5 protein-coding genes are annotated in these 2,938 nt (G+C 71.7%); 3 read left to right on the top strand and 2 right to left on the bottom strand.

The window, feature by feature from the left end; genetic code table 11:
- Positions 1-103: 103 nt before the first annotated feature.
- The 3 genes from chpT to ACILRF_RS15830 all read left to right on the top strand — a co-directional run bounded on the left by chpT (position 104) and on the right by ACILRF_RS15830 (position 2,044).
- A complete protein-coding gene (gene chpT, locus ACILRF_RS15840) occupies positions 104-781 on the top strand; it encodes a histidine phosphotransferase ChpT (RefSeq protein ID WP_395674590.1) in 678 nt (225 codons plus the stop codon).
- Between the two features lie 64 nt (positions 782-845).
- On the top strand, positions 846-1,214 hold the full coding sequence (locus ACILRF_RS15835; RefSeq protein ID WP_395674588.1) for a PleD family two-component system response regulator: 369 nt from the start codon (positions 846-848) through the stop codon (positions 1,212-1,214).
- Positions 1,211-2,044 carry a CheR family methyltransferase gene (locus ACILRF_RS15830; protein WP_395674586.1) on the top strand — a complete coding sequence of 278 codons (834 nt, stop codon included), beginning with the start codon at positions 1,211-1,213 and terminating at the stop codon, positions 2,042-2,044. The genes ACILRF_RS15835 and ACILRF_RS15830 overlap by 4 nt, the downstream gene beginning before the upstream one ends.
- A 61-nt stretch (positions 2,045-2,105) precedes the next feature.
- On the opposite strand, the gene ACILRF_RS15825 is transcribed toward ACILRF_RS15830, so the two are convergent.
- Positions 2,106-2,243 (bottom strand): entericidin A/B family lipoprotein, encoded by a 138-nt coding sequence (locus tag ACILRF_RS15825; protein ID WP_395674584.1) that lies wholly within the window; start codon positions 2,241-2,243, stop codon positions 2,106-2,108.
- Between the two features lie 47 nt (positions 2,244-2,290).
- Positions 2,291-2,938, bottom strand: a 648-nt coding sequence (locus tag ACILRF_RS15820; protein ID WP_395674582.1) for a sensor histidine kinase, incomplete at its 5' end; no start/stop codon positions are given.

The raw sequence follows: 2,938 nt of genomic DNA, 5'->3' as shown, positions 1-2,938 counted from the left end.
ACCCCCGGCTCCAGGAACGGATCAGAAAACGGCTCCATGGGCGATTCTCTTATGGGCCGCCGGGCGTTTTCCAAAGGCTCAAATCACCTCAAGGTCGCCCGCCATGAGCGAAACTCCCTCCGAGCGCGACGCCGCCGCGCCTCCCGCCGTCGCGATCCGTCCGGCCGAGCTCAGCGCCTATATCGCGGCGCGGATGTGTCACGACTTCATCAGCCCGGCTAGCGCGATCATCTCCGGCCTCGACCTGCTGGAAGACCCCTCCGCCCAGGACATGCAGGCCGAGGCGATGGGGCTGATCAACGCCTCGGCGCGCAAGCTGGCCGACCTGCTGTCGTTCACCCGCGTGGCGTTCGGCGCCTCGGCTTCGGCCGAGACGTTCGACGCCCGGGAACTGGAGAAGCTGGCGCGGGGCGTGTTCTCCCACATGCGCGCCGAACTGGATTGGGCGGTGGAGCCGGCGGCGGTGAACAAGCCGGCGGCCCGGGCCCTGCTGAACCTGGCGCAGCTCGGCGGGGCGGCGCTGCCGACCGGCGGCACGGCGCGGGTGCGGGCCGTGCAGGAAGGCGCCTCCCTGGCGCTGGCGGTCGAGGCGACGGGTCCGCGGGCGCGGCTGCGGCCCGAGGTGCTGGCCGGGCTGCAGGGCGCCGCGCTCGGCGAAGGGCTGCACGGCCATTGGGCGCAGGCCTATTACGTGCACCTGTTCGTGACCGACGCCGGCGGGCGGGTGTTCGCCGACGTCACCGAGGAGCAGGTGACCTTCGCGGCGACGATTCCGGCCTAGGGCGGCTTCCACGCCTCCTTAACCATGTCGGGCGACAACCGGCGCGGGGAATGGGGCCAGCCGCGTGAAGACCTGTCTCGTCGTCGACGACAACCGCGTCATCCGCAAGGTGGCGCGGCGCATCCTGGAGGACCTCGGGTTCCAGGTGGCGGAGGCGTCCGACGGGGCCGAGGCCCTGGCCTGGTGCCGGGTCGACATGCCGAGCGCGATCCTGATCGACGGCCAGATGCCGGTGATGACCGGCCTGGAGTTCACACGCCGCCTGCGGACCGAGCCCGGCGGCGATGGTCCGCGCGTCGTGTTCTGCTCGGAGGAGACAGACCTCGACCGCATCCGCGAGGCGCTGGACGCCGGCGCGGACGAGTACATCATGAAGCCGTTCGACGGCGAAATCGTCGCCTCGAAACTGGCCTGCGCCGGAGTGATGGCGTGAACGCGACGCCCGGCCTGACCGCCGCCGACCGCGCGCTCGCCGCTCGCCTGTGCGCCGAGCGCACCGGTGTGCGCATCGATCCGGAGAAGGCCTACCTGATCGAGAGCCGGCTCTCCCCGCTGGCGCGGCGCGAGGGGTTCACCGGGGTCGGCGACCTGCTGCGGACGATCCGCGACCGCCAGGAGGCGCGCCTGGTGCAGGCGGCGGTCGAGGCGCTGGCGACGCGGGAAACGGGGTTCTTCCAGGACCCGACGCTGTTCGCCGCCCTGCGCGACGAGGTGATCCCCCGGCTGGCCCGCCAGCGCCCGGGCGAGCCGGTGCGGATCTGGGTGGCCGCCTGCCGGGGCGGCCAGGAAGTCTATTCGATGGCGATGACGGTGGCCGACGCCCCCTGGGCGGGGGCGCGCATCGAACTCTTCGCCTCCGAGCTGTCGGAGCGACAGTTGGAGAAGGCCCAGGCCGGCCTTTACAGCCAGTTCGAGGTCCAGCGCGGCCTGCCGGCCCGGCTGCTCGTGCGCCACTTCGAGCGGCGGGAGGAGGCGTTCGCGGTGTCGCCCCGCTTGCGCCAGATGATCCGCTGGCGCGCCGCCAACCTGCTGGAGGAAGCCGGCCGGCTCGGCCGGTTCGACCTGATCCTGTGCCGAGGAATGCTGGCGATCATGACCGAGGAGGCGCGCCAGCGCGTGCTGTCGGGCCTGATCAGCGCCCTGGCGCCGGACGGGGTGCTGGTGCTCGGCCCGGGCGACGCCGCCGCCGAACCCGGCCTCACGGGCGTGCCGGAGATACGCGGGGCCTACACGCCGAAGGCGCTGGCCCACGCCGCCGCCTGAAACGTAAGAAGCCCCGCCGGTGAAGGCGGGGCTTCGTGACGCCTTTGCGGGCGACGGTCTCTTAGTTGCGCGCGTCTTCGGCGGCGCCGGTCACGGCCGAGCCAGCGGCCTGGACGTCACGGCCGGCGCCCGACACGGTGTTGCAGGCGGCGACGACGAGGCTGGCCGCGAGGGCCGCCATCACAACGATCTTCTGCATGGTGAAATCTCCCGGGAGAAACTCTGACTGAGCCCCGCGCAAACGGATCATGCTGCAGCTTGGTTCCCAGGCGCCGGCGTCTCGGCGGCCAATGTGGGGAAGATCAGCCGCGCCGTGATCCCGCCGTTCGGATTGCGGACCAGTTCCGAGCGGCCGCGCAGCTGGCGGCCGAAGGCGGTCATCAGGGTGCGGCCGACGCCGGAGGCCGCCAGGGCCCCCTCCGGCGCATCGCCGTCGTCGGAAATCTCCAGCTCCGCCTCGTCGCCGCGGACGGTGAAGCGCAGGCTCAGCAGCCCGCCGCGCTCGGCGAAGGCGTGCTTCTGGGCGTTGGTGATCGCCTCGACAGCGAACAGGGCCAGGGGCGCCAGCCGGTCGGGATCGATCACAAGGGCGTCGACCTTGAGCTCGGTGCGCACGGGCGGGCCGTGCAGCATCTCGCCCGCGACCAGCTGAGCCGTCAGCTCCTCGAGGAACGGACGCAGGTCGACGCGCTTCAGGTCGGGGCCCTGATAGAGGGCGCGATAGATCAGGGCGAGGGCGGTGATCCGCTGGCGGGTGTCGCTCATCGCCGCCCGGGCGGCCGGGTCGGACAGCGCCCGCTGCTGCATGTTGAGCAGGCTGGAGATGACTTGCAGGTTGTTCTTCACCCGGTGATGGATCTCGCGCATCAGCGCGTCCTTCTGGGCGAGGTTGTC

It is taken from the genome of Phenylobacterium sp., from assembly GCF_044236515.1.
Taxonomy (GTDB): Bacteria; Pseudomonadota; Alphaproteobacteria; order Caulobacterales; family Caulobacteraceae; genus Phenylobacterium.
Note: the sequence above shows the minus strand (reverse complement) of the source record. Positions and strands in the feature narration are given on the sequence as shown.

Bases quoted from the DNA above. Each gene is read 5' to 3' on its own strand.
- chpT (WP_395674590.1), top strand. From the start codon at position 104: ATGAGCGAAACTCCCTCCGAGCGCGACGCCGCCGCGCCTCCCGCCGTC.
- ACILRF_RS15825 (WP_395674584.1), bottom strand. From the start codon at position 2,243: ATGCAGAAGATCGTTGTGATGGCGGCCCTCGCGGCCAGCCTCGTCGTC.